The sequence below is a fragment of the Salmonella sp. 32031103-2018-00083-FB-01-SM-01 genome (assembly GCF_017571995.1).
GTDB lineage: Bacteria > Pseudomonadota > Gammaproteobacteria > Enterobacterales > Enterobacteriaceae > Salmonella > Salmonella enterica.
The window spans coordinates 622,281-645,613 of record NZ_JAGEQL010000002.1 but is presented as its reverse complement, the minus strand read 5'-3'; the positions used below and the strand labels follow the sequence as shown (position 1 = coordinate 645,613).

The following is a 23,333-nucleotide window of genomic DNA, read 5'->3' as shown; positions in this document are numbered from 1 at the left end:
TTCTGGCTATCAACGGACATCACATCAACATCGAATGAAACATTGTTTCTATTTCATTATTTTTGTGAACTATATCACAAAAACAAGCTTGTTCGCCAGATCGGCAATGTATTTTTTGTGCGTTTTATAACCGTATTTTTTGTGTGACTTCTACGCGTCCGTAGAGAAACTGCCGGAAAGCAAAGATGTATTATTACTACTCTTTTATTTTTTTCGTGAAATACAGACCTGATAAAAATATCAAGTTATTTATCAAAAGAAAGGAGTAAAGATGTATACCCCATCGTTTACTTAGGTATAAATCTGATATTATCAAAAATATTTAGTGTCCTGCCTGGTATGCGAGAGAGATTGCGCGTAGTTATTAATGGTAAATGTTGATCGGTAAAAGTCTGTTGCTAATATTGATAAATTCATGCACCGTAAACCTCCGTTTGGTTCACGTCTTATTTTGCCAATAATAGTCACAAATAATGCAGGGAAATAGGCTGAAAATGAGTCAAAGCACACGACGCAAGGTGTTGAGATTTCTCGGAACGATCATTGTGGTGTTACTTCCTGTATTGCTGGCAATCTGGTTTGCTCATATCCGGGCAGTCTCTGAAACCAGAAATCAGTTACATTCATTTGCGCAGTTGGTATTAGATAAAACGGAGCGGGTTATCCTGCAAGCAGATTTAGCCCGCGATGCCGCTGAACAATATCAGGGGCAAGCCTGTACTCCAGTCCATCAACAGCGAATGCTGAATATTATCCGCGGTCGTTTGTACATTAATGAGTTGATTTATGCTAAGGGCCAGCGTTTTCTATGCTCTACGGTTATGACGCCAACAAGTCCTTATTTTATTCCCCGCGCTGACTATAAACGAAAGCCTGACATCGCTATTTATTACTATCGTGATACGCCTTTTTTCAACGGTTATAAAATGACATATATGCAGCGGGGAAACTATGTCGCGGTTATCAATCCCTTATCTTATAGCGAGGTGATGTCAGACGATCCGGCGTTGGCCTGGGGAATGTATGATACGGTGACCAACACCTTTTTCTCTCTGAGTGAACAGGCGCAGGCTGATCACCTATTACCTTTGGTACGACGGAGTGAACCTGTGTTCCAACAGGGTGAGCGTTTTTATACTCTGGTTAAATCAGCAAAACGACCGGTTGCCGCGATTGTGTCAACCTCAAAGCAACGCTTTTACCAGAACCTCTTTCATCAGCTTACGTTAACGCTACCGTTAGGGATCATCTGTAGCATTATCGTCTTATTTATGTGGTCACGATCCCGGCAGGCATATTACTCACCGCGTCGATTGCTGCAACGGGCCATTACCAGGCACCAGCTTTGCCTTCATTATCAGCCGATCATTGATATCCGAAACGGGACATGTGTAGGTGCCGAAGCGCTATTGCGTTGGCCGGGCTATCACGGTCCGGTGATGAGCCCGTGCGAATTTATTCCGCTGGCGGAAAAAGAGGGGATGATTGAGCAGATCACCGATTATGTCGTCGAAGAGGTATTTAATGATTTAGGTGGTTTTCTGGCCGCGCACCCGCATCTTTATGTCTCTATCAATCTCTCTGCCGCCGATTTTCTCTCTTCCCGACTAATTGTGATGATTCATGAAAAAACGCGTCAGCATTCAGTGCTTGCGCAACAGATAAAGGTTGAAGTGACCGAGCGCGGATTTATTGATGTGCCTAAAATGACGCCGATTATTCAGGCGTTTCGCCAGGCGGGATACGAGGTGGCAATTGATGACTTTGGTACCGGCTATTCGAACTTGCATAACCTGTACTCATTAAATGTCGACCTTTTAAAAATTGATAAATCTTTTGTCGACACGCTAACCACTAATAGCGCCAGCCATTTGATTGTGGAACATATTATTGAAATGGCGCAAAGTTTGCGGCTAAAAATCATTGCGGAGGGGGTTGAAACGGCTGAACAGGTTAGCTGGTTGCTAAAACGCGGCGTTCAGTATTGTCAGGGATGGCACTTTGCGAAGGCGTTACCACCGCAGGAATTCATCTCCTGGCTACAACAAACGCCCGCGCCTCTGACGATACGCGGGCAGACGCCCTACAGGCGGTGACGGTAATCGCTGGGAGTGCGATCGAACTCGCGGCGGAATACACGCGAGAAGGTTTGCTGCGATACATAGCCCAGGTCCATCGCGATATCAAAAATCGGGCGCTCGGTCGTTCGTAGCTCAACGGCCGCCAACAGGAGACGGCGCTGGCGAATATACTCGCCTAATGTTTGATGCGTTACCGTACGAAACATCCGCTGCAAATACCACTTGGAGTAGCCCGATTTTTTTGCCACCACATCAATGTTTAGCGGTTGGTCGATATGTTCATCAATCCATTCGATAAGGGTCTGAATTATCTGCTGATGCGACATATTGTTGCCTCTTAAACAGTATTCGATTCGTCGTTTTGTCTGCGGGCGAGTATAATTCCTCAAGTTAACTTGAGGTAAAGCGATTTATGGAAAAAAAATCTCCCCGTTTAAAAGCCTTACTGACGCCGGGGGAAGTTGCGAAACGTAGCGGTGTTGCTGTGTCCGCCCTGCACTTCTATGAAAGCAAAGGGCTAATTACCAGTATCCGTAATAGCGGTAACCAACGGCGATACAAGCGTGACGTGTTGCGTTATGTCGCGATTATCAAGATCGCCCAGCGTATCGGCATCCCGCTGGCAACTATCGGCGACGCGTTTGGTATCTTGCCGGAAGGGCATACGTTAAGCGCGAAAGAGTGGAAGCAGCTCTCCTCGCAGTGGCGCGAAGAGTTAGACCGACGTATTCATACGCTGGTGGCGTTGCGCGATGAGCTGGACGGTTGTATCGGCTGCGGCTGTTTATCGCGTAGCGACTGTCCGCTGCGAAATCCAGGCGACAGGCTTGGCGAACACGGGACGGGTGCCCGGCTGCTTGAAGATGATTAATATGCACTCGGCCATCGGGCTGAGTTCACCTAAAACTAAAGCGCCGCTAAGGGCGCTTTAGTTTGTTTCCGGTCTTTGTCTTTCGCTCTATCCCGCTGATTACAGGAGGGTTTCCCCCGACGTCAACACCCCTCATATCGAGCACGTGGTGGAGGTTCCGGTTTGTGTTGATACTGTAAGTGTAAGCGATGACGCCCTGTTCGCCAGCGAAATGCTGATTTTTTAGCCGAAATTTTTACGGCAACTGCCATAATTTTCTATAGTTAGTTGGCATACCTTACAGGAGACAGCCATGCTGACGGTGCACCATTTAAATCAGTCTCGTTCGCAGCGCATCCTCTGGGCGCTGGAAGAGCTGGCGTTGCCTTACCAGATTGTGCGTTACCAGCGTGAAAAGACCATGCTGGCGCCGCCGGCATTGAAAAAAGTGCATCCGCTGGGCAAGTCTCCGGTTATCGAAGATCACGGTATGGTTATTGCGGAATCGGGCGCTATCCTGGAATATTTGCAGGACACTTACGACAGTATCGGACGCTTTAAACCTGCGGATGCGCAGGGGAAACAACACTATCGATTCTGGCTACATTACGCTGAAGGTTCGCTCATGCCCTTACTATTGATGAGACTGCTCTTTACCTCTCTGGGTAAACCGCCAGTACCATTGGGTCTGCGAACGTTGGGCGGCGTTATCGGTAAGGGCGCGCAAAAAGCGTACCTTAATCCGCAGCTGGAAACCCATGCGCGCTTTATTGACGGGCATCTGGCAAATCACCCCTGGTTTGCCGGAGAGCAGTTAAGTATGGCGGATATCCAGATGAGCTTCCCGCTATTTGCGCTGCTTGCCCGAGGCGGGATCGCTCATCTCGACCATATCAACGCATGGAAAGCGCGGGTAGAAATGCGTCCAGCCTGGCAACGAGCGATTCAGCAGGGCGGTCCGTTTACCATTCCTGGCGGATAATGGCGTTTTTGTGAGCAGATTGCGCAACGTATTTGCTAACAGCGATGCGAAAAATTGTTGCTGGATTGCGCAGGGACGATAACGTTTGCGCATCGTCTGGCGATTTATTGAGCATACTAAGCAGAAAAGCATAAAAAGCGGCAAAGTTCAGTTGAAAAAGCGTTTATGATCGCTGGATAATCGTTTGCTTTTTTTTGCCACCCGTTTTGTATACGTGGAGCTAAACGTTTGCTTTTTTGCGGCGCCCCGGTTGTCGTAAATGTAGCACAAGGAGATAACGTTGCGCTGTTAGTGGATTACCTCCCACGTATACCGACGAATAATAAATTCTCAGGGGATGTTTTCTATGTCTACGCCTTCAGCGCGTACCGGCGGTTCACTCGACGCCTGGTTTAAAATTTCACAACGCGGGAGCACCGTTCGCCAGGAAGTCGTTGCTGGCTTAACCACGTTTCTTGCGATGGTTTACTCCGTCATCGTGGTGCCAGGGATGCTGGGTAAAGCCGGATTCCCGCCTGCTGCCGTCTTTGTAGCGACCTGCCTGGTCGCCGGCGTCGGCTCTATCGTTATGGGGCTTTGGGCGAATCTGCCGCTGGCTATCGGTTGCGCTATTTCGTTGACGGCGTTTACCGCGTTTAGCCTGGTCCTGGGGCAGCATATTAGCGTCCCGGTCGCGCTTGGCGCCGTATTCCTGATGGGCGTACTGTTTACCGTTATCTCCGCCACCGGCATTCGTAGCTGGATTTTGCGTAACTTGCCACAGGGCGTGGCCCACGGAACCGGTATCGGTATTGGCCTGTTTTTGTTGCTGATTGCCGCCAACGGCGTCGGCCTGGTCATTAAAAACCCGCTGGATGGCCTGCCGGTCGCGCTGGGCGATTTCGATACCTTCCCGGTGATTATGTCGCTCGTGGGGCTGGCTGTTATTCTCGGTCTGGAAAAGCTGAAAGTCCCCGGCGGCATTCTGTTGACCATTATTGGCATTTCTATTGTGGGTTTGCTCTTCGATCCTAACGTCCATTTTTCCGGCATTTTCGCCATGCCTTCGTTGAGCGATGAAAACGGCAACTCACTGATCGGCAGCCTGGATATTATGGGCGCGTTAAACCCTGTCGTTCTGCCAAGCGTACTGGCGCTGGTGATGACGGCGGTGTTTGATGCGACCGGCACGATCCGTGCGGTCGCAGGGCAGGCTAATCTGCTGGACAAAGACGGACAAATTATCGATGGCGGTAAAGCGCTAACCACCGACTCCCTGAGTAGCGTTTTCTCCGGCCTGGTCGGGGCGGCGCCAGCCGCGGTGTATATCGAGTCTGCGGCCGGTACGGCGGCGGGTGGTAAAACGGGCCTGACGGCGATTACCGTGGGTGTGCTGTTTTTGCTGATCCTGTTTCTTTCGCCGCTCTCTTATCTCGTTCCCGTCTACGCAACCGCCCCGGCGCTCATGTATGTCGGTCTGCTGATGCTGAGTAACGTGGCGAAAATCGATTTTGCTGATTTCGTCGATGCGATGGCGGGGCTGGTAACGGCTGTATTTATTGTACTGACCTGTAACATTGTCACCGGGATTATGATCGGCTTTGCCACGCTGGTCGTCGGGCGTCTGGTTTCCGGCGAATGGCGTAAGCTGAATATCGGAACTGTCGTCATTGCGGTCGCGCTGGTCGCTTTTTATGCCGGCGGCTGGGCTATCTAGTTCTGCCTTCATTCTGAAAAACGGGCGGCGTTGGTCGCCCGTTTTCATTTTCAGGACACATCACGTTACCTTTTGCGTTAATCTGAAGAAGGTGAAACCGAGGCATGATGCCTTTCTCCATCATAAAAAACATCGCAAACAGGGAACGCATGGAAATTTTCTTCACAATACTCATCATGACCCTTGTGGTCTCGCTGTCGGGGGTATTTACGCGTGTATTACCCTTCCAGCTTCCTTTACCCCTTATGCAGATCGCCATTGGCGCGCTGTTGGCGTGGCCGACGTTTGGTTTGCATGTGGAATTCGATCCGGAACTCTTCCTGGTGCTGTTTATTCCGCCGCTGCTGTTTGCGGATGGCTGGAAGACGCCGACCCGTGAATTTCTTGAGCATGGACGAGAGATTTTCGGGCTGGCGCTGGCGCTGGTCCTGGTAACGGTCGTGGGAATCGGCTTCCTGATTTATTGGCTGGTGCCCGGCATTCCGCTGATCCCCGCCTTTGCGCTGGCCGCCGTGCTGTCGCCGACCGATGCGGTAGCGCTCTCCGGAATTGTGGGCGAGGGGCGTATCCCGAAAAAAATCATGGGCATTCTGCAGGGAGAGGCGTTAATGAACGACGCCTCCGGTCTGGTATCGCTGAAATTCGCCGTCGCGGTGGCGATGGGGACGATGGTCTTTACCGTCGGCGGCGCGACGCTGGAATTTTTTAAGGTCGCTATCGGCGGTATTCTGGCGGGTTTTGTGGTCAGTTGGCTGTATGGCCGCTCGCTGCGTTTTTTGAGCCGCTGGGGCGGCGATGAACCCGCGACGCAAATTGTCCTGCTGTTTCTGCTGCCCTTCGCGTCTTACCTGATTGCCGAGCATATTGGCGTCTCAGGCATCCTGGCCGCGGTTGCCGCCGGGATGACCATCACCCGTTCTGGCGTAATGCGCCGCGCGCCGCTGGCAATGCGTTTGCGCGCGAACAGTACCTGGGCGATGCTGGAATTTGTCTTTAACGGTATGGTCTTTCTGCTGTTGGGACTGCAATTGCCGGGTATTCTGGAATCTTCGCTGGCGGCGGCGGAAGCTGACCCGAATGTCGAAACCTGGATGCTCTTTACCGATATCGTGCTGATTTATGCGGCATTGATGCTGGTTCGCTTCGGCTGGCTGTGGGCCATGAAAAAGTTCAGCCTACGTTTTTTGAAGAAGAAACCGATGGAGTTCGCCAGCTGGACGTCGCGTGAAATTCTGATTGCTTCCTTCGCTGGCGTTCGTGGGGCGATCACCCTGGCTGGTGTGCTCTCTATACCGTTACTTTTGCCGGATGGCAGCGGATTTCCGGCGCGTTATGAACTGGTATTCCTGGCGGCTGGCGTCATTCTGTTCTCGTTATTTGTCGGCGTGATCATGCTGCCGCTGCTGTTGCAACATCTGGAAGTCGCCGATCATGCGCAACAGTTGAAAGAGGAGCGTATCGCCCGTGCGGCGACGGCGGAGGTGGCAATTGTCGCCATTCAGAAAATGGAAGAGCGTTTGGCGGCGGATACCGAAGAAAACATCGATAATCAGTTACTTACTGAAGTAAGCTCGCGTGTCATTGGTAACTTGCGTCGCCGTGCCGATGGGCGAAACGATGTCGAAAGCTCCATACAGGAAGAAAATCTGGAGCGACGTTTCCGTCTTGCCGCGCTGCGTTCTGAACGCGCCGAGTTGTATCATCTGCGCGCCACACGAGAAATCAGCAATGAAACATTGCAAAAGCTGCTGCACGACCTGGATTTGATGGAAGCGCTACTGATAGAAAATCAGTAGTCCTTGTGGCCCGGTGGTGCCATGCTTACCGGGCCTACAAGTAGGCCGGATAAGGTGCTTGCGCCGCCATCCGGCAAGGGTTTTAACCTATGGCTTACGGTTGTTTCAGCCAAAACCCTTCGCAACAGGTTAACCATGCCCGGGCGCTGTGCGACAGATACACGCCCTCTCGCCAAATCATGCCTAACTGCCAGCGGAGATCGCTTTCCAGCGGTAGCCAGCGCAGCGTGGCCTTATCCAGACGCTGACAAATCGGCTCCGGCAAAATGGCGATGCCGACGCCCGCTTGCACCATGGCGGCGAGAAAATCCCATTGCCCGCTGCGCACGGCAATCCGTGGTTTTACGTCATGCTGGCTAAATAAGGTCATCAACTGGCGGCTCAGGGCAAAGTCTTCGTTATAGATAAGAAGAGGATGCTCCGCCAGTGCTTCAGGCGCGATGGAGTCGCAGGTTGTCCACTGACCTGAACGGGGAACCAGCACGCACAGCGGATGACTGAACAGCGATAACGTCGTTAGCCCGCTCGCTTCTTCCACCGGGAGCGCGGTCATCGCAACATCCAGCTCGCCATTCATTACCGCCTGCTGTACCGTCAGGCCGCCAAACTCCGAAATTTTGAGTTCAACGCCAGGGTAGCGTTGTCGAAACAAACTGATTGGCCCGGCCATCAACATGCCGACCATCGGGGGAATACCCAGCCGCAGCACGCCCTTATTGAGATGGTTAATATCGCTCAACTCGGCCTCTAACTGGCGAAACTCAGCGAGGATCGCCAGACCGCGTTCAAACACCACGCGTCCGGTATCGGTCAGCAATAACTTACGTCCGTCGCGGATCAGTAGCGTACAGTTAAGCTCATCTTCAAGATTTTTCAGCATCTTGCTAATGGTGGGCTGGGTGACAAATAACTTCTCCGCTGCGCGGGTGAAACTTTGCTGACGCACCACCTCGACAAAATAACGCAGCGTTCTGATATCCATGATTATTCCTTCCGACTATGCCTGCAATGATTTTAATTCATTTCTGCCCGTGACGGAGGTTCTCTATACTGGCGCTCCGTATTATTTTTCAGGACATTCCCTCATGGCTGTGGCGATAAGCCGCGTTACGCCTGCCGTTGTGCAACGACTCCAGGTACCGGTTCAGGTACTGCTCTATGCAGGTTTATTTATTTTTTCCCAATATCTTGTCTCCTGGCTGCACCTGCCGTTGCCCGCGAATCTGGTCGGCATGGTGCTTATGTTGGCGCTGATCGTTTGCCGGATTATTCCGCTTAGCTGGGTACGCGCAGGCGCACGCTGGCTGCTGGCGGAGATGCTGTTATTCTTTGTTCCCGCTGTCGTGGCGGTAGTGAACTATGCCCATCTGTTACTGGTGGACGGCTGGCGCATCTTCTCGGTGATAGCGATCAGTACCTTAATGGTACTCGGTGCGACGGCGTGGGTGGTGGATAAAGTGTATCGCTATGAGATGAGCAGGCTAAACCGTGAATAACGTTCAGTTAAGCGTACTGTGCCTGGTGATTACGCTGGGGATTTACTTCGCCAATAAGCGTCTGTATCGCCGTTTTCGCAAACTGCCGTTGATGCCATTAGTGTTGACGCCAGCACTGCTGGTGTTAATGCTGGTGTTCGGTCATATCTCCTGGCAAAACTATATTGGTGAATCGCACTGGCTATTGTGGCTGCTCGGCCCGGCGACCATTGCCTTTGCGGTGCCGGTGTACGATAACCTCGCGATTATCAAACGTCACTGGATGTCGCTCACTGCGGGCGTAGTGACGGCGACGGTGGTGGCGGTCACCAGTTCCGTTTGGCTGGCGCGTCTGTTCACGTTATCGGATGAGATTCAGCGTAGTCTGGCGGTACGTTCCGTTACCACGCCGTTTGCGCTGGCGGCGGCAGAACCCCTGGGCGGGCAGCCAGATCTGGTGGCGCTGTTCGTGGTCGTCACTGGCGTGTTTGGCATGGCGGTCGGCGACGCGCTATTTTTGCGTCTCTCTATCCAGGAAGGCATGGCAAAAGGGGCAGGATTTGGCGCGGCGTCACATGGGGCGGGCACGGCGCGTTCCTATGAACTTGGTCAGCAGGAGGGTGTCGTCGCCAGTCTGGTAATGATGCTGTCCGGCGTGGTGATGGTGCTGGCAGCCCCGCTGGTGGCGAGGGTAATGTTCTGATTTTCCTCCGACCCACAGGGCCGGAGGAAACGGTAAGATTAATGCGCACGCCCTTGTTGTACGCCGAATCCCGTTTGGGAGCGGATAAACTGAGCGCGGAACTGCTCACGTTCACGGTTGCCTTCTGCCGAGTTATCGGTGGCCGAGAAAAACCAGATCCCCAGGAACGCCACGCTGATAGAGAACAGCGCCGGATACTCATACGGGAAGATCGCTTTTTCGTGGCCGAGGATCTGCACCCAAATGGTAGGGCCAAGAATCATCAGCACCACCGCTGTCAGTAAACCTAACCAGCCGCCCAGCATAGCGCCGCGCGTGGTCAGTTTTGACCAGTACATGGAAAGCAGAATGATGGGGAAGTTGCAGCTCGCGGCGATAGCAAACGCCAGGCCCACCATAAAGGCGATGTTCTGATTTTCAAACAGGACGCCGAGGATAATGGCGATCACGCCCAGCACCAGGACGGTGATTTTCGACACCTTCAGCTCTTCACGTTCGGTTGCGCCTTTGCGGAACACGTTAGCGTACAAATCATGCGACACCGCCGATGCGCCCGCCAGCGTCAGACCGGCGACCACCGCCAGAATGGTGGCAAACGCCACTGCCGAAATAAAGCCGAGGAACAGGTTGCCGCCTACCGCGTTGGCCAGATGCACCGCCGCCATGTTATTGCCGCCAATCAGCGCGCCCGCCGCATCTTTATAGGCGGGATTCGCCCCCACCAGCATGATAGCGCCGAAGCCGATAATAAAGGTCAGAATGTAGAAATAGCCCATAAAACCGGTGGCATAGAACACGCTCTTGCGCGCTTCGCGGGCATCGCTGACCGTAAAGAAACGCATCAGAATATGCGGCAAGCCGGCGGTGCCGAACATCAGTCCCAGACCCAACGACAACGCCGAAATCGGATCTTGCACCAACCCTCCTGGGCTCATAATCGCCGTGCCTTTCGGGTGTACCGCCATGGCTTCGGTAAACAGATTATTGAAGCTAAAGCCGACGTGTTTCATCACCATAAAGGCCATAAAACTGGCACCAAACAGCAACAGGACGGCTTTGATAATTTGCACCCACGTTGTCGCCAGCATCCCGCCGAACAGCACGTACATCATCATCAGTACGCCGACCAGCACCACGGCGATGTGATAGTTGAGGCCGAACAGCAGTTCAATCAGTTTACCGGCGCCGACCATTTGGGCGATGAGATAAAGCGCTACCACTACCAGGGAGCCACAGGCCGAAAGAATACGGATTGGCCCCTGTTTCAGGCGATAAGAGGCAACGTCAGCAAAAGTATAACGTCCCAGATTACGCAGGCGCTCGGCAATCAAAAACAGGATGATTGGCCAGCCGACAAGGAAGCCCAGCGAATAGATCAGCCCGTCATAACCGGAGGTAAACACCAGCGCGGAAATGCCGAGAAATGACGCGGCGGACATATAGTCGCCGGCAATCGCCAGGCCGTTCTGGAACCCGGTGATATTGCCGCCTGCGGTGTAGTAGTCGCTACGGGAACGTACGCGTTTAGAGGCCCAGTAGGTAATACCGAGCGTAAACACGACGAAAATCAAAAACATGATAATCGCCTGCCAGTTGGTGGGCTGGCGTTCAACCGCGCCGCTAATGGCATCCGCCGCATGAGCGGCGAAGGGGAGTGCGGCGGCAAGCGCCGTCAGAACTCTCTTCATAATGCTTTCACCTCATGCAGTACGGCGTTATTAAGACGATCGAATTCGCCATTCGCCCGCCAGATATAAATTCCGGTTAACACAAAAGAAATCACAATCACCCCGACGCCAATGGGAATTCCTCGGGTGACGCTGGTTCCCGCATGTAGAGGCGTGCCCAGCCAGCCAGGCGCGAAGGCGATCAGTAAAATAAAGCTGATATAAACCGCCAGCATGATAACCGACAGAATCGTGGCAAACCGTTGCCGTTTTTCAACTAATTCCCTGAAACGCGCACTGTCTTCTATCCGCTGATAAATTTGGTCATTCATCACAGAGCTCTCCAGAGGTCCCCCTGCGTCTTTCGCGCTACAGGCGCGTTGGCCGCACTCGCGCGCCCCAGCCACATAGTGAACTATGCTGCTGAGGATGTGCTCGCTTGCCGCCTTCCTGTAACACGAAATCCTTTGGGGGAGGTTTTTTTATATTTCCCTCTCCCGGTTTGAGAGAGGGCAGGGGTAGGGTCGTAGGCCGGATAAAACGCATTCGCGTTGCCATCCGGCATTTATGGTTATGACGGCATCGCGATGGCCTGCTTCTCTTCGAGCAGTTTCTCCACCACGCCAGGATCGGCGAGAGTCGAGGTATCGCCCAGATTGCTGGTATCGCCCGCCGCGATTTTGCGCAAAATGCGGCGCATAATTTTGCCGGAACGGGTTTTTGGCAGTGAGTCGGTCCAGTGCAGCACGTCCGGTGTCGCCAGCGGGCCAATCTCTTTACGTACCCAGTTGCGCACCTCCGCGTACAGTTCTGGCGACGGCTCCTCGCCGTGGTTGAGCGTCACATAAGCGTAAATCGCCTGGCCTTTGATAGCGTGTGGAATACCCACCACCGCCGCTTCGGCGATCTTCGGATGCGCCACCAGCGCCGATTCGATTTCCGCCGTACCCAGACGGTGGCCGGAGACGTTTAACACGTCATCCACGCGACCGGTGATCCAGTAATAGCCGTCTTCATCGCGACGCGCGCCGTCGCCGCTGAAATACATATTCTTAAAGGTAGAGAAATAGGTCTGCTCAAAACGTTCATGATCGCCGAACAGAGTGCGCGCCTGGCCCGGCCAGGAATCGGTGATGACCAGATTGCCTTCCGTCGCGCCTTCTTGCGGATGGCCTTCGTTATCCACCAGCGCAGGCTGTACGCCAAAGAAAGGACGGGTGGCGGAACCGGCTTTCAGTTCGATAGCGCCTGGTAGCGGCGTGATCATAAAACCGCCTGTTTCAGTCTGCCACCAGGTGTCGACGACCGGACATTTTTCCTTGCCGATCTTCTTCCAGTACCATTCCCACGCTTCGGGATTGATCGGCTCGCCGACGGAACCCAGAATGCGCAGTGAAGAACGGTCGGTGCCTTCAATGGCTTTATCGCCTTCCGCCATCAGCGCGCGGATGGCCGTTGGGGCGGTATAGAGAATGTTGACCTGGTGTTTGTCGACCACCTGGCACATGCGAGCGGGCGTTGGCCAATTCGGCACGCCTTCAAACATTAAGGTGGTCGCGCCGCAGGCCAGCGGGCCATACAACAGATAGCTGTGCCCCGTCACCCAACCCACATCGGCGGTACACCAGTAAATATCGCCAGGGTGATAATCAAAGACATACTTAAAGGTGGTCGCGGCGTAGACCAGATAGCCGCCGGTGGTGTGCAGCACGCCTTTCGGCTTGCCGGTGGAGCCGGAGGTATAAAGGATAAACAGCGGATCTTCGGCATTCATCGCTTCAGGCTGGTGCTCAGGGCTGGCTTTTTCAATCAAATCGCGCCACCACAGGTCGCGGTCTTCTTGCCAGTCAATGTCGTTGCCGGTGCGCTTCAGGACGATCACATGCTCAACGCTAGTGACATTCGGGTTTTTCAGCGCGTCATCGACATTCTTTTTCAGCGGGATACTGCGTCCGGCACGTACACCTTCGTCAGCGGTGATCACCAGCCGCGAGCTGGAGTCGATAATGCGTCCGGCGACGGCTTCCGGCGAGAACCCCCCGAAGATCACCGAATGCACCGCACCGATGCGGGCGCAGGCCAACATTGCCACCGCCGCTTCCGGCACCATCGGCATATAAATCGCTACCACATCGCCTTTTTTAATGCCCAGATCCAGCAGTGTATTCGCGAAACGGCAGACATCGCGATGCAGTTCGCGATAAGAGATATGTTTACTCTGCGACGCGTCATCGCCTTCCCAGATAATGGCGGTGCGATCGCCATTTTCCTGCAAATGGCGGTCAAGACAGTTCGCCGCCAGATTCAGCGTGCCGTCCTCGTACCATTTAATCGACACATTGCCTGGCGCAAAGGAGGTGTTTTTCACTTTTTGGTACGGCGTGATCCAATCGAGAATTTTTCCCTGTTCGCCCCAAAACGTATCGGGGTCGTTAATAGACTGTTTATATTTAGTCTCATACTGCTCTGGATTTATCAGGCAACGATCCGCAATGTTGGCGGGAATGGCGTGTTTATGTGTTTGGCTCATGCTGTTGTTCTCCTTGTAGGATGTTAATAATATGTCGCATAAACGTTAAATGTAGGGTCTTAATAAGTTTTGTTTAGTATTTGGGCGACAGATCACGCAAAAAGGGAACTGTGCAAATAAGCAGCAATCTATTTTTTGATTGTGTCCCGCAAAATTAGATAAATTTTCGGGATAACATGACGTTATATGAAATTTTTTAAAAAAGTGATCCGTGTCCGGAAATCAGAAAAGAGAGGGAGTTTTGTCCAGGTTACTAACTCTAAAGTGGTATTTTACATACACTTACAATTGATTAAAGACAACATTTTAAGTGTGGTTATTTGTTACACATAGAGGAGATCAATGTAATAACAGTATTTGTGCGGTTGCTGTTATGGAAAACGATAAAAAATCGCCATTAAAGATAATGGCGCAATCTGGATGAGACCTCTATGGCAAGGAAAACACTACGCGCACGCCGTTTCTTCAGCCTTATATTTCCTTTTTTCTTCATTACCTCTGTTTACGCTGAGCAAACGCCTGTATCCGCAAAAACCGTTACTGTTGAAGCGAAAAATGAAACGTTCGCGCCTCAACACCCCGACCAATATCAGTCATGGAAAGCGACGTCAGAACAGTCTGCCCGTGAAGATGCGCTGGCGGAAGACCCTCGTCTGGTGATCCTGTGGGCGGGCTATCCCTTCTCCCGTGATTACAACAAACCACGCGGCCACGCGTATGCGGTAACTGACGTGCGTGAAACGCTGCGTACCGGCGCGCCAAAAACGGCGGAAGACGGCCCGCTGCCGATGGCCTGCTGGAGTTGTAAAAGCCCCGATGTCGCGCGCCTTATCCAACAAGAAGGCGAAGACGGCTACTTCCATGGCAAATGGGCGCGCGGCGGCCCGGAAATTGTCAACGATTTGGGCTGTGCCGACTGTCATAACACCGCGTCGGACGATTTCGCCCAGGGGAAGCCAGCATTAACGTTGTCGCGCCCCTATGCCGAACGGGCGATGGAGGCTATCGGCAAACCGTTTGATAAAGCGGGACGATTTGATCAGCAATCGATGGTCTGCGGCCAGTGCCACGTGGAGTACTACTTTGACGGTAAAAACAAAGCCGTTAAGTTCCCGTGGGATGAGGGCATGAAAGTCGAAAATATGGAGCAATACTACGACGCCATCGCCTTCTCTGACTGGACTAACTCTCTGTCCAAAACCCCGATGCTGAAAGCGCAGCACCCGGAATATGAAACCTGGAGCGCGGGCATTCACGGTAAGAACAACGTGACCTGTATCGACTGTCACATGCCGAAAGTACAGAACGCCGAAGGCAAGCTCTACACCGACCATAAAATCGGCAACCCGTTCGACAATTTCGCGCAAACCTGCGCCAACTGCCACACCCAGGACAAAGCGTCCCTGCAAAAAGTGGTCGCCGAGCGTAAACAGGCGATTCATGACCTGAAAATCAAGGTTGAAGATCAGCTGGTACATGCGCACTTCGAAGCGAAAGCCGCATGGGATGCGGGGGCGACAGACGCGGAAATGAAACCGATTCTGAACGATATTCGCCACGCGCAGTGGCGTTGGGATCTGGCGATTGCGTCACACGGTATTCATATGCATGCCCCGGAAGAAGGTCTACGGATGTTAGGCAGTGCGATGGATAAAGCCGCGGATGCCCGAACTAAACTGGCGCGACTGCTGGCGACCAAAGGCATTACCCATGAAATTCCGCTGCCGGATATTTCGACAAAAGAGAAGGCGCAGAAAGCGATTGGTTTGAATATGCAACAAATCAACGCGGAGAAGCAGGACTTCCTGAAAACGGTCGTACCGCAGTGGGAAGATCAGGCGCGTAAAAACGGTCTGTTAAGCCAATAACCTCACATGTGACAAATTTGCCGGATGACAGCGCAAGCGCTTTATCCGGCCTACAGAAGTCTTGTAGGCCTTAAAGCTGCGCGCCATCAGGCATTATGTAATGGAGTGAATATGAGCGTATTACGTTCGTTATTAACTGCTGGGGTGCTGGCGTCAGGCCTGTTCTGGAGCCTGAGTGGAATTACTGCCACGCCAACGCCGCAGGAGTCGGATCAACGCTGGACGGTCACCCAGCAGCGTAATCCGGATGCTGCCTGTCTGGACTGTCACAAGCCGGACACCGAAGGTATGCACGGTAAACATACGGGCGCTATCAACCCGAACAATAAATTGCCGATAACCTGTACCAACTGCCACGGTCAACCGTCGCTTCACCACCGTGAAGGGGTGAAAGATGTGATGCGTTTTAACGACCCGATGTATACGGTAGAGCAACAGAACAGCGTCTGTATGTCCTGCCACTTGCCTGAACAACTGCAAAAAGCGTTCTGGCCGCACGATGTTCATGTTACTAAAGTGACCTGCGCCAGTTGCCATTCCCTGCATCCGCAGCAAGACACGATGCAGACGCTAAGCGAGAAAGGGCGGATCAAAATATGCGTGGATTGCCACAGCGATCAGCGTACTAACCCGCACTTTAACCCGGCGTCCGTTCCGTTGCTTAAGGAGCAGCCATGAGTTGCACCCGACGTCAATTTATTACCCGTGTCGGCGCGCTGGCGGCGGTAAGTGGGATGGCAGGACGCGTTGTAGCGAACACGTTGAATATTAATGGCGTGCGTTATGGCATGGTACACGATGAGTCATTATGCATCGGCTGCACGGCCTGCATGGATGCCTGTCGGGAAGTCAACAACGTGCCGGAAGGCGTATCGCGCCTGACGATTATTCGCAGCGAGCCGCAGGGGACGTTTCCGGAGGTGAAATATCGCTTTTTCCGCCACTCGTGCCAGCATTGCGACCATGCCCCCTGCGTTGACGTCTGCCCGACCGGCGCATCATTCCGCGATGCCGCCAGCGGTATTGTCGACGTGAACCCGGACCTTTGCGTCGGCTGCCAGTACTGCATTGCCGCGTGTCCCTACCGCGTGCGCTTTATCCATCCGGTCAGTAAGACGGCGGATAAGTGCGATTTTTGCCGGAAAACCAACCTGAAAGCGGGTAAACAGCCCGCCTGCGTTGAGTCATGCCCGACGAAGGCGCTGACGTTTGGTAATCTGGACGATCCCAACAGCGATATTTCCCGTTTGTTGCGGCAGAAAACCACCTATCGTTACAAGCTGGCGCTGGGCACAAAACCGAAGGTCTACCGCGTTCCCTTTAACTACGGGGAGGTGAGCCAATGACATCCGCTTCTGCATTTCATTTTGCATCACTGGTGTGGGACTGGCCCATCGCCATCTATCTGTTTCTGATTGGCATCTCCGCCGGACTGGTTACGTTGGCGATTCTGCTGCGCCGCTTCCATCCGGAGGCGGGCGGTTCGGACAGCACGCTGCTGCGCACTACGCTGGTGTTAGGGCCGGGGGCGATTATCTTCGGTCTGCTGATTCTGGTCTTCCACCTGACGCGCCCGTGGACCTTCTGGAAGCTGATGTTCCACTACAGCTTTACCTCGGTGATGTCGATGGGGGTGATGCTGTTCCAGTTGTACATGGTGGTGTTAGTACTGTGGCTGGCAAAAATCTTTGGAAAAGAGGTGATTGCCCTGCAACAGCGTTGGCTGCCGCGTTTAGGGATCGTGCAGAAAGTGTTGGCGCTAATAACGCCGTTTCATCGCGTGCTGGAGACGTTAATGCTGGTACTGGCGGTTCTGCTCGGGGCGTACACCGGGTTTCTGCTGTCGGCGCTGAAATCCTATCCGTTCCTGAATAACCCGATCCTGCCGGCGCTGTTTCTGTTCTCCGGCATCTCCTCCGGCGCGGCGGTGGCGCTGATCGTTATGGCGTTACGCCATCGTAGCAACCCGCACAGCACCGAGGCGCGTTTTGTACATCGCATGGAAACCCCAGTGGTATGGCTGGAGATCTTCCTGCTGGCGGCCTTTTTTATCGGGCTGGCGCTGGGCGATGACGGCAAAATGCGCGCGCTGGCGGCGGCGCTGGGCGGCGGATTCTGGAGCTGGTGGTTCTGGCTTGGCGTCGTAGGGCTGGGATTGATTATCCCGCTGCTGCTGAAACCCTGGGCAAATCGTAGCGTCACGTTTCACGGCGTGCTGGCCGTTTGCGGCGCCAGTTTGACCGGCGTGCTGCTGCTGCGCTTTTTCATTCTTTATGCGGGACAGCTAACGGTTGCATAATCTGGACATCTTCCTTCCTGAAGCCGGATTTCTGGCGCTGTTGTTGAGTCTCGGGGTCAACGTGTTGACCCCGCTGGCGACGTGGTGCGGGATGGGGCAGCACTGGCGTGGCGTCATGCGCCTGACGACCTGCGGCGCGTGGACGGCGTTCACGCTGCTGCTACTGGCGTTTGCGATTCTGGTTAGCTGTTTTCTGACCAGCGATTTTTCGGTCGTTTATGTTGCGCAGCATAGCCATAGTCAGTTGTCATGGGGACTACAACTGGCGGCGGTATGGGGCGGTCATGAAGGCTCGCTCCTGCTGTGGGCGCTGCTTCTTTCGGGGTGGACGGCGCTATTCGCCTGGCGCTCCCGGCATGAATCTGACGCGCTTTTTCCGCTGACCCTGAGCATCTTGTCCCTCATTATGGCTTCGCTGCTGCTATTTATTGTGCTGTGGTCCGATCCGTTCCTGCGTATTTTCCCTCCCGCCATGGAAGGGCGCGACCTTAATCCCATGCTGCAACATCTGGGGCTGATCTTACATCCGCCTCTGCTCTATCTGGGTTACGGCGGCCTGATGACCGCGGCGAGCGTAGCGCTGGCTTCGCTACTGTGCGGCGGCTTTAACGCGGCAACCGCCTGGGTGTGCTGGCGCTGGGCGTTACCCGGCTGGTGCGCTCTGACGCTGGGGATCATTCTCGGATCGTGGTGGGCGTATTGCGAACTGGGCTGGGGCGGCTGGTGGTTCTGGGACCCGGTGGAAAATGCCTCGTTGTTGCCGTGGCTTGCCGCCAGCGCCTTGCTGCACAGTCTGTATGTCAGCCGCCAGCGCGGGAGCTTCCGTCACTGGTCGTTGCTGCTGGCGATACTGACGCTGATCCTCTCGTTGCTGGGAACGCTGATTGTGCGTTCCGGCATTCTTGTTTCGGTACATGCCTTTGCGCTGGATAACGTGCGCGCGGTGCCGCTGTTTACCCTTTTTGCCGCGTTAAGTCTGGCATCGCTTGCTCTGTACGGCTGGCGGGCGCGGGAGCCGTATCCGGCGACGCGTTTGGACGGCGGAAAGTGCGAAACGCTCATTCTGGCGACGTTGCTGCTCTTTAGCGCCGTCTTGTTGATCGTGCTGGTCGGGACGCTCTACCCCATGATTTATGGTTTGATGGGCTGGGGAAGGCTTTCGGTGGGCGCGCCCTATTTTAATCGCGTCACGCTGCCGTTTGGCCTGCTGATGCTGGTAGTTATCGTGCTGGCGACAATCAGAAGCCGCAAACTCTCTGTGCATCGTCAGCTTCCGGCATTGCTGGCGCATACGGGCGTATTTATCTTCGCCGCTGGGATCATGGTTTCCAGCGGCAGTCGGCATGAAATCAGTCTTAACCTCAGCCCCAGTCAGCAGGTGGTACTGGCGGGCTATACCTTTCGTTTCGAGCGTCTGGATCTGGAGGCCAAAGGCAACTACACCAGTGAAAAAGCGCGGATCACGTTGTGGCGGAATGAAAAACGCATTGGCAGCCTGCAGCCTGAAAGGCGCTTCTATGCCGCGCGTCGTCAACAGATGATGGAGCCGGGGATTCACTGGAACCTGCTACATGACTGGTACGCGGTGATGGGCGAAAAAACCGGACCGGATCGTTACGCCATGCGCTTATACGTGCAGACCGGCGTGCGCTGGATCTGGGGTGGGGGATTGTTGATGGTGTGTGGCGCGCTGCTGAGCGGATGGCGGGGGAGGAAGCGTGATGCGTAAATTACTCACAGCGTTGCCGGATGGCGGCGTAAACGCCTTATCCGGCCTACAGGATGCGCAAACCGTAGGTCGGATAAGCGTAGCGCCATCCGGCAGAAAGTTTTTACTCTTAACGATCGTCCTGTTTTTAATCACCTTCGCCACCCACGCCCAGGTGGTGGATACCTGGCGCTTTGACAATCCGCAACAGCAGGAAAAAGCGCTGTCTATTGCCAGTCAACTGCGTTGTCCGCAGTGTCAGAACCAGAATTTGCTGGAATCCAATGCGCCCGTGGCGGTCAGTATGCGCCATCAGGTTTACAGTATGGTGGCCGAAGGTAAAAGCGAAGCGGAAATCACCGCCTGGATGACCGACCGTTATGGTGATTTCGTACGCTACAACCCGCCGTTGAATGAGCAAACGCTGCTGTTGTGGGCGCTGCCGTGCCTGCTGTTATTGCTGGTGGGCGTGGTGGTCTGGCGGGCGAGAAAGCGTCAGCACGCAGAAGAGGGGGAACAATGAGCCAGTCTGAACACTCCACTGCGCCGTTACGTCCCATGCCCGTAAAGCGTCTGGCGGCTGCGGCGGTGTTGATGGTGGCTGCCTGTATCGGCGGCTATATGTTGACGCCGAAATGGCAGGCTGTGCGTAGCGAGCAACAGCGTCTGGCCGATCCGCTACGTGACTTTACGAACCCGCAAACGCCAGAGGCGCAGCTTTCCAGGCTGCAAGAAAAAATACGCGCCAATTCGCAGGATAGCGAGCAATGGGCGCGGCTGGGCGAGTATTATCTCTATCGCAATGCATATGACAATGCGCTGCTGGCATATCGTCAGGCGTTGCGTCTGCGAGGCGATAACGCGCAGCTTTTCGCCGCGCTGGCAACGGTGTTGTATTACCAGGCCGGGCAACATATGACGCCTGCGACGCGTGAAATGATTAATAAAGCGTTAGCGCTGGATGCGACAGAAGTGACCGCGCAGATGCTGCTGGCGGCGGATGCGTTTATGCAGGCGGATTATGCGCAAGCCGTGTCGCTGTGGCAAACCTTACTGGACGCTAACTCGCCGCGAGTGAACCGCGCGCAGCTGGTAGAGGCCATTAATTTGGCTAAATTGTTACAAAATCGGCAGAAATAATTTTCTCTTTTTTGTGACTTTTGTCATGTGTGCTGTTTAAAAAAACGGCGAATGAGACACAAGTAAAAATTAATTACCTCAGTGTATTATTCGTTTTTGACGAAGTAAAAAACTTTCCATAACAAATAGTTATTCATCATTAACGCCATAAACTCGCGTTATTATGCATAAAAACAGCCAAAAGCCCTGTTATGAAAGGGTTGCGCAAGACGCTATGCAAATGATACTGATTATGCGCGTTAAAAAACTCTACAAACCAACGCAACACAAATCATACCCTTTCAGTATGTATTGCTCTCATGCTTTCGGCGGAGAGCAACGCTTCATCGAGGAAGTCTGTTGTTATGAAAAATTTGAAAGTCAGCCTGGCCTGGCAAATTTTGCTGGCTATGGTGCTGGGCATTCTGTTGGGCAGCTATCTGCATTATCACAGTGACAGTCGTGAATGGCTGATTGCCAACCTGCTGTCGCCTGCTGGCGATATCTTTATCCACCTGATTAAAATGATCGTAGTGCCGATCGTGATCTCGACTCTGATTGTCGGCATCGCCGGCGTTGGCGATGCGAAACAGCTAGGCCGTATCGGCGCCAAAACCATTCTCTATTTTGAACTGATCACCACGGTGGCGATTATCCTCGGCATTACGCTGGCGAATGTCTTTCAGCCAGGCTCAGGCATTGATATGTCGCAACTGGCGACCGTCGATATTTCGAAATACCAGAACACCACGGCGGAAGTACAAAGTCATGCGCATGGGCTGATGGGGACGATACTGTCGCTGGTGCCGACCAATATCATCGCATCGATGGCCAAAGGGGATATGCTGCCAATTATCTTTTTCTCGGTCCTGTTTGGGCTGGGGTTGTCGTCCCTGCCGGCAACGCACCGCGAACCGCTGGTGACGGTATTTCGTTCCATATCTGAGACCATGTTTAAAGTCACCCATATGGTGATGCGCTATGCGCCAGTGGGCGTTTTTGCGCTGATCGCCGTCACGGTGGCGAATTTTGGTTTCGCGTCGCTGTGGCCGCTGGCGAAACTGGTGCTGCTGGTACACTTTGCCATTATCTTCTTTGCGCTGGTGGTGCTGGGCATCGTGGCGCGCCTGTGCGGGTTAAGTATCTGGATTCTGATTCGCATTCTGAAAGATGAATTGATTCTGGCGTACTCGACCGCCAGCTCCGAGAGCGTGCTGCCGCGCATTATCGAGAAGATGGAAGCTTACGGCGCGCCAGCCTCTATCACCAGTTTCGTGGTACCGACCGGTTACTCATTTAACCTCGACGGCTCCACGTTATACCAGAGCATCGCCGCCATTTTTATCGCGCAGCTATACGGTATCGACCTGTCGCTGTGGCAGGAAATTGTACTGGTGCTGACGCTGATGGTGACGTCGAAAGGGATTGCCGGCGTGCCAGGCGTTTCCTTCGTGGTGTTACTGGCGACGCTGGGCAGCGTGGGCATTCCGCTGGAAGGGCTGGCGTTTATCGCCGGTGTCGACCGTATCCTCGACATGGCGCGTACTGCGCTAAATGTGGTGGGGAATGCGCTGGCGGTGCTGGTGATTGCCAAGTGGGAACACAAGTTTGACCGTAAAAAAGCGCTGGCCTATGAGCGCGACGTACTGGGGAAATTTGATAAGACCGCCCAATAACGGATTGCCGGATGGCGCTTTGCTTATCCGGCCTACAGAGAAAGAAAATGTAGGCCGGATAAGGCGTTCACGCCGCCATCCGACAACCTGCTCCGGGTTGCCTGATGGCGCTACGCTTATCAGGCCTACAACGACTACGTTCATCAGGCAATAAACATCAGCCATTTGTTAGCGTTTCGAACTCTTCGCAACCGGTATCAAACCCTTCCAGATAGCTTAGATTCAACCAGTGCAACGCCTTCTGCTTGTTCTTTTCAATAAAGCCCGGTTCACCGTTTAAAAACATCATTCCCGCCCAGTATTCTGAATAGCCGGTACGGGAAATGGCGGAACTGCGTTTGAAATACCAGGCGGCTTTTTCATCATCGGCGGCAATGCCCACGCCGTTGGCGTAAATCAGGCCAAGCAACATTTGCGCATCCACCGCGGAGTCGTTATCCAGATCTTCAGAGGCCTTTTGCAGCAGCGAGATGGCTTTTGGGTAGTCCGGACGCCCGGCCTGGGTGTTGACCAGGATCCGCGCCAGCGTAATTTCGCCCGCTTTACTGCCCGCGTTAGCCGCCTTTTCAGCCAGCTTTTTCGCGTCGGGATAATCCAGGCTTACCGGATTAGTGATTTTGATTTGCGCCAGTAGCGCGCAGGCGTCGGCGTCGCCATTGTCGGCGGCTTTTTGCGCCCAGTATTCAGCTTTGTTCAAATCGCCATAGCTCAACCAACTGTCGGCCAGAAAATATTGCGCGCGTCTGTCACCTGCCTCTGCTGCCTGCAAATACTGGCTACCCGGCTCAGGATCTGCGGCATGGGCAAAGAATGTCATAAACAACATCAATGCAAGAAGTGGTTTCATTTTGAATTTTATTTAGGGTACGGAAAAGACAGTATA

Annotated in this window: 19 protein-coding genes and 1 pseudogene; 14 read left to right on the top strand and 6 right to left on the bottom strand. The window is 53.7% G+C overall.

Features of this window, described 5'->3' with window-relative positions; all coding sequences use genetic code 11:
- Positions 1 to 494 precede the first annotated feature (494 nt).
- Entirely contained in the window at positions 495 to 2,096 is a 1,602-nt protein-coding gene (locus J4614_RS09455) for an EAL domain-containing protein (protein ID WP_208293147.1), read from the top strand.
- On the opposite strand, the gene soxS is transcribed toward J4614_RS09455, so the two are convergent.
- Positions 2,084 to 2,407, bottom strand: coding sequence for a superoxide response transcriptional regulator SoxS (soxS, locus tag J4614_RS09450; RefSeq protein ID WP_000019483.1), 324 nt, complete (start codon positions 2,405 to 2,407; stop codon positions 2,084 to 2,086). The genes J4614_RS09455 and soxS overlap by 13 nt on opposite strands.
- Before the next feature lie 86 nt (positions 2,408 to 2,493).
- On the opposite strand from soxS, the gene soxR reads away from it, so the two are divergent.
- The 4 genes from soxR (at position 2,494) to J4614_RS09430 (ending at position 7,405) form a co-directional block, all read left to right on the top strand.
- Positions 2,494 to 2,952 carry a redox-sensitive transcriptional activator SoxR gene (soxR, locus tag J4614_RS09445; protein WP_000412686.1) on the top strand — a complete coding sequence of 153 codons (459 nt, stop codon included), beginning with the start codon at positions 2,494 to 2,496 and terminating at the stop codon, positions 2,950 to 2,952.
- 292 nt (positions 2,953 to 3,244) lie between these two features.
- Positions 3,245 to 3,913, top strand: a complete 669-nt coding sequence (locus J4614_RS09440; protein WP_000958575.1) for a glutathione S-transferase — start codon at positions 3,245 to 3,247, stop codon at positions 3,911 to 3,913.
- A gap of 346 nt (positions 3,914 to 4,259) precedes the next feature.
- Positions 4,260 to 5,609, top strand: coding sequence for a guanine/hypoxanthine transporter GhxP (ghxP, locus tag J4614_RS09435; RefSeq protein ID WP_000106907.1), 1,350 nt, complete (start codon positions 4,260 to 4,262; stop codon positions 5,607 to 5,609).
- A 149-nt stretch (positions 5,610 to 5,758) separates the two neighbouring features.
- The gene (locus J4614_RS09430) at positions 5,759 to 7,405 is read left to right on the top strand and encodes a Na+/H+ antiporter (RefSeq protein WP_001542845.1); all 1,647 of its coding nucleotides are present in this window, start codon (positions 5,759 to 5,761) and stop codon (positions 7,403 to 7,405) included.
- A gap of 94 nt (positions 7,406 to 7,499) precedes the next feature.
- Here J4614_RS09430 and J4614_RS09425 read toward each other — a convergent pair whose 3' ends face one another.
- Positions 7,500 to 8,387, bottom strand: a complete 888-nt coding sequence (locus J4614_RS09425; protein ID WP_000354962.1) for a LysR family transcriptional regulator — start codon at positions 8,385 to 8,387, stop codon at positions 7,500 to 7,502.
- Positions 8,388 to 8,490: 103 nt separating this feature from the next.
- Between J4614_RS09425 and J4614_RS09420 the strand changes: the two genes are divergently transcribed.
- Positions 8,491 to 8,901, top strand: coding sequence for a CidA/LrgA family protein (locus tag J4614_RS09420; RefSeq protein ID WP_000257347.1), 411 nt, complete (start codon positions 8,491 to 8,493; stop codon positions 8,899 to 8,901).
- Positions 8,894 to 9,583, top strand: coding sequence for an LrgB family protein (locus tag J4614_RS09415; RefSeq protein ID WP_001067094.1), 690 nt, complete (start codon positions 8,894 to 8,896; stop codon positions 9,581 to 9,583). Before J4614_RS09420 ends, J4614_RS09415 begins: the two co-directional genes overlap by 8 nt.
- A gap of 38 nt (positions 9,584 to 9,621) precedes the next feature.
- Here the strand turns inward: J4614_RS09415 and actP are convergent, their stop codons facing one another.
- The 3 genes from actP to acs form a co-directional block, all read right to left on the bottom strand.
- A complete protein-coding gene (gene actP / locus J4614_RS09410) occupies positions 9,622 to 11,271 on the bottom strand; it encodes a cation/acetate symporter ActP (RefSeq protein WP_000832536.1) in 1,650 nt (549 codons plus the stop codon).
- A complete protein-coding gene (locus J4614_RS09405) occupies positions 11,268 to 11,582 on the bottom strand; it encodes a DUF485 domain-containing protein (protein WP_000999620.1) in 315 nt (104 codons plus the stop codon). Before J4614_RS09405 ends, actP begins: the two co-directional genes overlap by 4 nt.
- A gap of 239 nt (positions 11,583 to 11,821) precedes the next feature.
- The gene (gene acs, locus J4614_RS09400; protein ID WP_000083873.1) at positions 11,822 to 13,780 is read right to left on the bottom strand and encodes an acetate--CoA ligase; all 1,959 of its coding nucleotides are present in this window, start codon (positions 13,778 to 13,780) and stop codon (positions 11,822 to 11,824) included.
- A gap of 431 nt (positions 13,781 to 14,211) precedes the next feature.
- Here acs and nrfA point away from each other — a divergent pair, with 431 nt between their 5' ends.
- From nrfA to gltP, 7 genes and pseudogenes are all read left to right on the top strand, one after another.
- Complete coding sequence (gene nrfA / locus J4614_RS09395; protein WP_000101784.1) at positions 14,212 to 15,648, top strand: ammonia-forming nitrite reductase cytochrome c552 subunit; 1,437 nt, start codon at positions 14,212 to 14,214, stop codon at positions 15,646 to 15,648.
- 111 nt (positions 15,649 to 15,759) lie between these two features.
- Complete coding sequence (nrfB, locus tag J4614_RS09390) at positions 15,760 to 16,326, top strand: cytochrome c nitrite reductase pentaheme subunit (RefSeq protein ID WP_000115065.1); 567 nt, start codon at positions 15,760 to 15,762, stop codon at positions 16,324 to 16,326.
- Positions 16,323 to 16,994, top strand: a complete 672-nt coding sequence (gene nrfC / locus J4614_RS09385) for a cytochrome c nitrite reductase Fe-S protein (protein ID WP_001278026.1) — start codon at positions 16,323 to 16,325, stop codon at positions 16,992 to 16,994. Before nrfB ends, nrfC begins: the two co-directional genes overlap by 4 nt.
- The gene (gene nrfD, locus J4614_RS09380; RefSeq protein ID WP_079965669.1) at positions 16,991 to 17,947 is read left to right on the top strand and encodes a cytochrome c nitrite reductase subunit NrfD; all 957 of its coding nucleotides are present in this window, start codon (positions 16,991 to 16,993) and stop codon (positions 17,945 to 17,947) included. Before nrfC ends, nrfD begins: the two co-directional genes overlap by 4 nt.
- Positions 17,940 to 20,178: pseudogene (nrfF, locus tag J4614_RS09375) on the top strand (heme lyase NrfEFG subunit NrfF). The gene nrfD and the pseudogene nrfF overlap by 8 nt, the downstream one beginning before the upstream one ends.
- On the top strand, positions 20,175 to 20,795 hold the full coding sequence (gene nrfG, locus J4614_RS09365; RefSeq protein ID WP_000083227.1) for a heme lyase NrfEFG subunit NrfG: 621 nt from the start codon (positions 20,175 to 20,177) through the stop codon (positions 20,793 to 20,795). The pseudogene nrfF and the gene nrfG overlap by 4 nt, the downstream one beginning before the upstream one ends.
- A gap of 344 nt (positions 20,796 to 21,139) precedes the next feature.
- On the top strand, positions 21,140 to 22,450 hold the full coding sequence (gene gltP / locus J4614_RS09360; protein ID WP_000793278.1) for a glutamate/aspartate:proton symporter GltP: 1,311 nt from the start codon (positions 21,140 to 21,142) through the stop codon (positions 22,448 to 22,450).
- Positions 22,451 to 22,607: 157 nt separating this feature from the next.
- Here the strand turns inward: gltP and yjcO are convergent, their stop codons facing one another.
- Entirely contained in the window at positions 22,608 to 23,297 is a 690-nt protein-coding gene (gene yjcO / locus J4614_RS09355; protein WP_208293145.1) for a Sel1 family TPR-like repeat protein YjcO, read from the bottom strand.
- Positions 23,298 to 23,333: the final 36 nt, after the last annotated feature.

Bases quoted from the DNA above. Each gene is read 5' to 3' on its own strand.
- J4614_RS09455 (WP_208293147.1), top strand. From the start codon at position 495: ATGAGTCAAAGCACACGACGCAAGGTGTTGAGATTTCTCGGAACGATC.
- soxS (WP_000019483.1), bottom strand. From the start codon at position 2,407: ATGTCGCATCAGCAGATAATTCAGACCCTTATCGAATGGATTGATGAA.
- soxR (WP_000412686.1), top strand. From the start codon at position 2,494: ATGGAAAAAAAATCTCCCCGTTTAAAAGCCTTACTGACGCCGGGGGAA.
- J4614_RS09440 (WP_000958575.1), top strand. From the start codon at position 3,245: ATGCTGACGGTGCACCATTTAAATCAGTCTCGTTCGCAGCGCATCCTC.
- ghxP (WP_000106907.1), top strand. From the start codon at position 4,260: ATGTCTACGCCTTCAGCGCGTACCGGCGGTTCACTCGACGCCTGGTTT.
- J4614_RS09430 (WP_001542845.1), top strand. From the start codon at position 5,759: ATGGAAATTTTCTTCACAATACTCATCATGACCCTTGTGGTCTCGCTG.
- J4614_RS09425 (WP_000354962.1), bottom strand. From the start codon at position 8,387: ATGGATATCAGAACGCTGCGTTATTTTGTCGAGGTGGTGCGTCAGCAA.
- J4614_RS09420 (WP_000257347.1), top strand. From the start codon at position 8,491: ATGGCTGTGGCGATAAGCCGCGTTACGCCTGCCGTTGTGCAACGACTC.
- actP (WP_000832536.1), bottom strand. From the start codon at position 11,271: ATGAAGAGAGTTCTGACGGCGCTTGCCGCCGCACTCCCCTTCGCCGCT.
- J4614_RS09405 (WP_000999620.1), bottom strand. From the start codon at position 11,582: ATGAATGACCAAATTTATCAGCGGATAGAAGACAGTGCGCGTTTCAGG.
- acs (WP_000083873.1), bottom strand. From the start codon at position 13,780: ATGAGCCAAACACATAAACACGCCATTCCCGCCAACATTGCGGATCGT.
- nrfA (WP_000101784.1), top strand. From the start codon at position 14,212: ATGGCAAGGAAAACACTACGCGCACGCCGTTTCTTCAGCCTTATATTT.
- nrfB (WP_000115065.1), top strand. From the start codon at position 15,760: ATGAGCGTATTACGTTCGTTATTAACTGCTGGGGTGCTGGCGTCAGGC.
- nrfC (WP_001278026.1), top strand. From the start codon at position 16,323: ATGAGTTGCACCCGACGTCAATTTATTACCCGTGTCGGCGCGCTGGCG.
- nrfD (WP_079965669.1), top strand. From the start codon at position 16,991: ATGACATCCGCTTCTGCATTTCATTTTGCATCACTGGTGTGGGACTGG.
- nrfG (WP_000083227.1), top strand. From the start codon at position 20,175: ATGAGCCAGTCTGAACACTCCACTGCGCCGTTACGTCCCATGCCCGTA.
- gltP (WP_000793278.1), top strand. From the start codon at position 21,140: ATGAAAAATTTGAAAGTCAGCCTGGCCTGGCAAATTTTGCTGGCTATG.
- yjcO (WP_208293145.1), bottom strand. From the start codon at position 23,297: ATGAAACCACTTCTTGCATTGATGTTGTTTATGACATTCTTTGCCCAT.